At 42.9% G+C, this 5,315-nt stretch carries 4 protein-coding genes; 2 read left to right on the forward strand and 2 right to left on the reverse strand.

Translation table 11 applies throughout. The annotated features are described in order from the left end of the window. Positions 1-159 precede the first annotated feature (159 nt). Positions 160-447 (forward strand): helix-turn-helix domain-containing protein, encoded by a 288-nt coding sequence (locus HQ48_RS08070; protein ID WP_044233031.1) that lies wholly within the window; start codon positions 160-162, stop codon positions 445-447. A gap of 233 nt (positions 448-680) precedes the next feature. Then, a complete protein-coding gene (locus tag HQ48_RS08075) occupies positions 681-2,366 on the forward strand; it encodes an alpha/beta hydrolase-fold protein (RefSeq protein ID WP_044233032.1) in 1,686 nt (561 codons plus the stop codon). Between the two features lie 64 nt (positions 2,367-2,430). On the opposite strand, the gene HQ48_RS08080 is transcribed toward HQ48_RS08075, so the two are convergent. Beyond that, a complete protein-coding gene (locus HQ48_RS08080) occupies positions 2,431-3,594 on the reverse strand; it encodes a site-specific integrase (RefSeq protein ID WP_044233033.1) in 1,164 nt (387 codons plus the stop codon). Between the two features lie 5 nt (positions 3,595-3,599). Next, on the reverse strand, positions 3,600-4,829 hold the full coding sequence (locus tag HQ48_RS08085; protein ID WP_044233034.1) for a site-specific integrase: 1,230 nt from the start codon (positions 4,827-4,829) through the stop codon (positions 3,600-3,602). Positions 4,830-5,315 lie beyond the last annotated feature (486 nt).

The following is a 5,315-nucleotide window of genomic DNA, read 5'->3' on the forward strand; positions in this document are numbered from 1 at the left end:
AGAGACTCACTAAAGCAACGATATCAAGCAAACAAATCAAATCAACAAAGAGACATTTCACTAAATTTGTAGCAGTGCACTTTTGTTTGACAACATACACTACAAACGTGAGGATGTGGAAGCACTCCTCGAAAAGTCCAACCGAAAAATACAATGACTATGGAACACGAAATCGTAAACAAAGAAACGCCCGAGATAAAGCAACTCATCTCAGGCATCAGAGCAGTGAGTAAACGCCTTCGGGAGATTGCCCAAACGCACCGTCCGCTCTTCGGGGGAGAAATCTACCTTACGGGGCGAGAGGTCTGCGAACGGCTTTTCGTCAGCCCTCGCACCTTGCAGGATTATCGGGACAAGGGCATTGTCCCCTACACCCAAATCGCAGGGAAGATACTCTACAAGCTCTCCGACATCAACCGATTACTGCAAAAGAATTATCGGAGATAAAGCATTTGCAAGAAGTGTTTTCCTGCCGTTTGGCAATCACACAAAAAGAACCTGCCTAATGGTCGTCCAAAAGATACCGAGCAATCTTGCCATCGCTCACATATCTTTTTTAGATTATTCTGTACCCTTTCGTGATAAATTAAGTATATTTGCACCATTAGTTTAAGAAATCTCGCCTATGAGAGAAATCCTCTGACTTTAGAAGAGAGAATAAAGGAGGAAGAAGACTCAATATGAAACAACGAAAACTAAAGTATATCATCCTTTTTTATGTGTTTGTATGTATTCCTTTACATGGGCAAGAGAATTATTCCAAACTAACAGAAGAGGCTTTGGAAGCTATGTGGCAGGCGAAAGATGCCGTAGGCTACAAAAAATCTCTTGATATGTACGAGCATGCCTTTTTTCTTTTCCCTGACAGTATAGATGAAGTTGGATTGTACAAGGCTTCAGTTCTTTCATCCGACCTAAAAGAGTATGACAAGGCTTTCAAGTATCTAACTCTTTTATTTGAGCTAAAGCCTACTCTTCCTTGGGAACCGAACTGGAGTTATATCCTTGGAGATGAGTCTGAAAATGAGTATAAGAATTTGCTCTCAGATGTAAGGTGGAATGATTTGAGACAAAAAGCCCTGCAAGCCAAACAAACATTTTATAAAGAACTAAGCGTAAATGAAAAGGAATTTTATGCTTCCAATAATGTTCCGCCACACAAAGGGAAAGATGGGAAAACTCTATATAAAAAAATCAGAAAGAAAGACGGATATTTACCCAAGAAAAGCCAGAATTACTCTATTTCATTTGCAATAAATGATTCGGTCAAAACTTCATTTTTTGTACATCTTCCCCCAAAATACAGCCCTAACAAGAGCTATCCTCTGCTATTCTTTTTACATGGAGCAGTTAGATATAATCGGTTGTCTGATTATCAACTTGCTTCTTGGGTGCTGTATGATTGGAATAGATATTACACGAAGTACGCTGAAAGGAACGATGTAATATTGGTCTTTCCAAAAGGTAGTAGAAACTTCAATTGGATGACTCCCGATAACGGCTTCTTTATGATTCCTAAGATAGTTACACTGGTCAAAAAGGCACTCAATGTAGATGATGATAAAGTGTTTATTTCAGGACATTCTAATGGGGCAACAGGTTCTTTCTCGTATTTAATGAAGCAGCCAACTTTATTTGCAGGGTTCTACGGCTTCAATACTTATCCTAAAGTCTTTACAGGAGGAACTTTTGTAGAGAATATTAAAAATCGTTCATTTATCAATATCTCAACAGATGAGGATTACTACTATCCACCTAATGCAAATGACGATTTCACCCAACTGATGAATAGTATCAATGCCGATTACAAAGAATATCGCTACAATGGGTTTCCACACCAATTTCCTCAATTCGATGAATCAGAGCCTGCCTATGAAATTATATTTGCGGACCTTCTTGCGCGAGAAAGAAGTCCTTTTTCCAAAGAAATATCTTGGGAGTTTGACGATGAATGTTACGGAGAGATTGATTGGCTTTCAAACATTAAGCTCGATACGTTAGCAGTGAAAAAAGACTGGCATAAAGTAAAGAACTTCAAAATCAATCATTGGTTAGGATATAACGAAAAAGATAGTCTTGTTGTTAGAGATGTGAATAAAATGGCTTTTGATTTCCCTCGTAAATCAGGCAAGATAATAGCAAAGTATAATGATAATGTCTTCAGAATAGAAACCTCTTGTATAAAATCTTTCTCGGTGAACATATCTCCAGAAATGATAGATACAGAAAAGAAAGTACGGATATATCTAAACGGGAAATTGTGTTTTAATAAGCGGATTGAATATGACACGGATTTTATGTTGCAGAGATTCAATACAAGCCAAGATAGAATTCAAGTTTGGATAAATCAAATTCACATACAATAAATCTAAAAAGAACTTATTTCACAAAAATGGAGTAAGTTCTTTTTGTTTAGCCTTATCCTTTCTATTATCGTATCAACCTGTCCATATCCCGTGCAATCTTTTGGTCGGTGATTTGGGCGTAGATTTGCGTGCTGGCAATGGACGAATGTCCCATCATCTTGGCGATGCTTTCTATCGGAATACCTGCCTCCAAAGTCAGCGTACCGAAGCTGTGGCGGCCGACATGGTAGGTCAGCGGAGTACGAATGCCACACGCCAAACCTACGGCTTTGAGATGGGTAAGTAGTTTGCCTTTGCTCATCGTATCGGGAAATACCTTGTAATCCCCCTTGCTCTCTTTGATGTAAAGAGAAAGTATCTGCTCCGCTATCGGATGCAGAGATATTAGGCTCTCCACCTCCGTTTTTTGTCTTGCCTTGCGGATATATCGCTTCCCCTCGCTGTTCGTTTCGATTTGCGAAGCTCGGAGGCTCTGCAAGTCGGCGAATGCCAACCCCGTAAAGACAGAGAAAAGAAACATTCTTCGGCTTAGTTCCGCTCCCTCATCTTGTAATGGAAATGCCAAGAGTTTCTCCACATCGCCTTTGCTTAGGAAACGAGGTTTGCGTTCCACGGCTTCATACTTCGCCTCCTCAAAGGGATTAAATCGAATAGCTCCCTGACTGACGGCTCGATACATCAACCGACTTAACCAGCAGAGAAGCCTGTTTATCGTTGCAGGGGCATAGCCCTCTTTCTTCAAATGGAAACGATAATCATCAAAAAAGTCTATTGTAAGAGTCGTTAGGGGAATATCATCCTCGCCACGACTTCGCACAAAAGCATCGAGCTGTTTATCGGAACTTCGATTGTTGCTGTACGTTCCCACACTCTTGCCTTCTCTTTGGACTTTGAGTTCCTCCGTACTAAGAGCAAGAAGTGTTGTCGGAGTTCTCCCGATACCTTGCAGGTGGTTCTTCAGAAGCTCGGCACTCACTGCTCCATATTTGTAGAGCAAGGTATTGTACCCTTGCTCGATTTCCTCCCGAAAGGTTTGCAGGCGTTGGTTGGTCTTCTTGTCCGTTGTCTCTCCTCGCTTCACACTCCAATCGTGAGGAAGGACACTTTCGCCTGTGGTTATCACTACGTTCGCTCCGTCAATGGTGATACGGCAAAGGATTGCCGTTGTGCCATCCGCTTTAGTCTTGTTCTTATTGATATAGAATAGGGTTTTGAATGTACTGCGCATAGCTCTTATAGGGTTAAGGTTAGATTTTCAGTGAAAGAGAGAAACCGCTCGAACTCATCGAAGAGTTTCTTCGGGGTAACGTGGGCGTATCGCTCGGTCGTTTGGATATTGCTATGTCCCAACATTCGGCTGACCGTTTCAATGGGAACACCACGCTCTAAGGTAATCAAGGTAGCAAAAGTGTGGCGACCAACGTGTGCCGAAAGGGGAATGGAGATACTTGCCCGAAGTTGCAGAGCTTTGAGTTGGACGAGGTAAGCCGAATAGGCTATGGAAGCAAAAAGAGTGTTGCGTTCACCCGATTGATACCGCTCGATCAAACGCACCGCTTCGGATAGGAGCTTCACACGGCAAAGGGTATTGGTCTTCTGTCTGCGGAACTTCAACCACAAAGCTCCCTCATCATCCGTAAAGAGGTGTTCCCGATTAAGGGCAACCATATCGCAATAGGCAACACCCGTATAACAGGAGAAGAGAAAGAGATTGCGAGCGGTCTCCAACTCCACCTCATACGGCTCAAAGGTCAATCCCAGCAACTTATCCAACGAAGTCCTATCCAAAGCACGAGGTTGTTTGTTCTCTCCTCGTTCTATCTCCACGTGCGCAAATAGTTGTCGCTCTGTCAAGCCTTCACGATACGCCAAACGGCAGACTTTCTTTACCATCAATGTCATCTTACGATAATAGGCTTGCGAATGTCCCAATACTCCAATAGAGTAGCGTTGAAGACTTTCCAAGAAATCTTCTTCTATCTGTCCGAAAGGAATGTCTGCCGTGTGGTACTTCTCACCAATAAAGACTTGCAGATGCTTACGGATAGTATAGTAACCTCTCATAGTCGTAGCCTTTATTTCGATGCCCACCTTTTGCTCCAACTCTTCGACCATTCGATCGTATCGCTCCAAGAAGGTTGTCTGGCTCTGCATACTGCCTTGAAACTGCTCCTTGATGTCTGTTGCCGTAAAGACCGCTCCTCGCTCGCAAAGGAGTCGATAAGCCGACTGTACCGAGAGAAGCAAGCGTTCCAACTTGCCATTCGTTACCACCGCTTCACGGCTCTTGCCGTTTAGTCTGCTCTCACGAGCATTCCACAACTTGGGGTCGCACGAGAGTTTACAACTGAATTGGGCGATGGTTCGCCCGTAGGTTATACGCCCCATTATCGGAGCTTGCCGCGACTTGTCCAATCCGCTCTTTTTGAGGTAGAGCAACACCTTGAATTTTTCTCTTTGCATACGCTTCTGGTTTTATGGGCAAAGTTACCCGTTACCGAAGCGTCTTCAGCTACGCAAAACATTGTGGTACAAAGAATAAGCACCGCAACGACAGAAAGGTGAGTTACCGAACACTCTTCTGTCGGTTACCTTCTCCTGCCTCCTCGTTACCATTCGGAGAATGAACTAACGATTTGGTAACGGAACTTCTGCACAAATCCACATCTTCTGCACTTTATCCCTCTGTGCAAACCACCGAGATATAACGCAAATCCCTCTCATTTCCATTTACTTACCTTCAATCCTCACCCTGATACCCTTTCCCCTAATAGTTCCATCAATCTTTTGGGATTGTAGGACAGATTTAAGCAAATTAGTCCATCAATCTTTAGCAATCTTCCCACTAATTTGAGACTATTGCGCAATACACCGCTCAAAGTTTCTTGTATCTTTCTCGGTGTTTTTTGGGTGTTTGAGCGGCTTTGGGAGCCTTGAATACTATCCCCC

The sequence above is a fragment of the Porphyromonas sp. COT-290 OH3588 genome (genome assembly GCF_000769075.1).
Classification (GTDB): Bacteria; Bacteroidota; Bacteroidia; order Bacteroidales; family Porphyromonadaceae; genus Porphyromonas.

Bases quoted from the DNA above. Each gene is read 5' to 3' on its own strand.
- HQ48_RS08085 (WP_044233034.1), bottom strand. From the start codon at position 4,829: ATGCAAAGAGAAAAATTCAAGGTGTTGCTCTACCTCAAAAAGAGCGGA.
- HQ48_RS08070 (WP_044233031.1), top strand. From the start codon at position 160: ATGGAACACGAAATCGTAAACAAAGAAACGCCCGAGATAAAGCAACTC.
- HQ48_RS08075 (WP_044233032.1), top strand. From the start codon at position 681: ATGAAACAACGAAAACTAAAGTATATCATCCTTTTTTATGTGTTTGTA.
- HQ48_RS08080 (WP_044233033.1), bottom strand. From the start codon at position 3,594: ATGCGCAGTACATTCAAAACCCTATTCTATATCAATAAGAACAAGACT.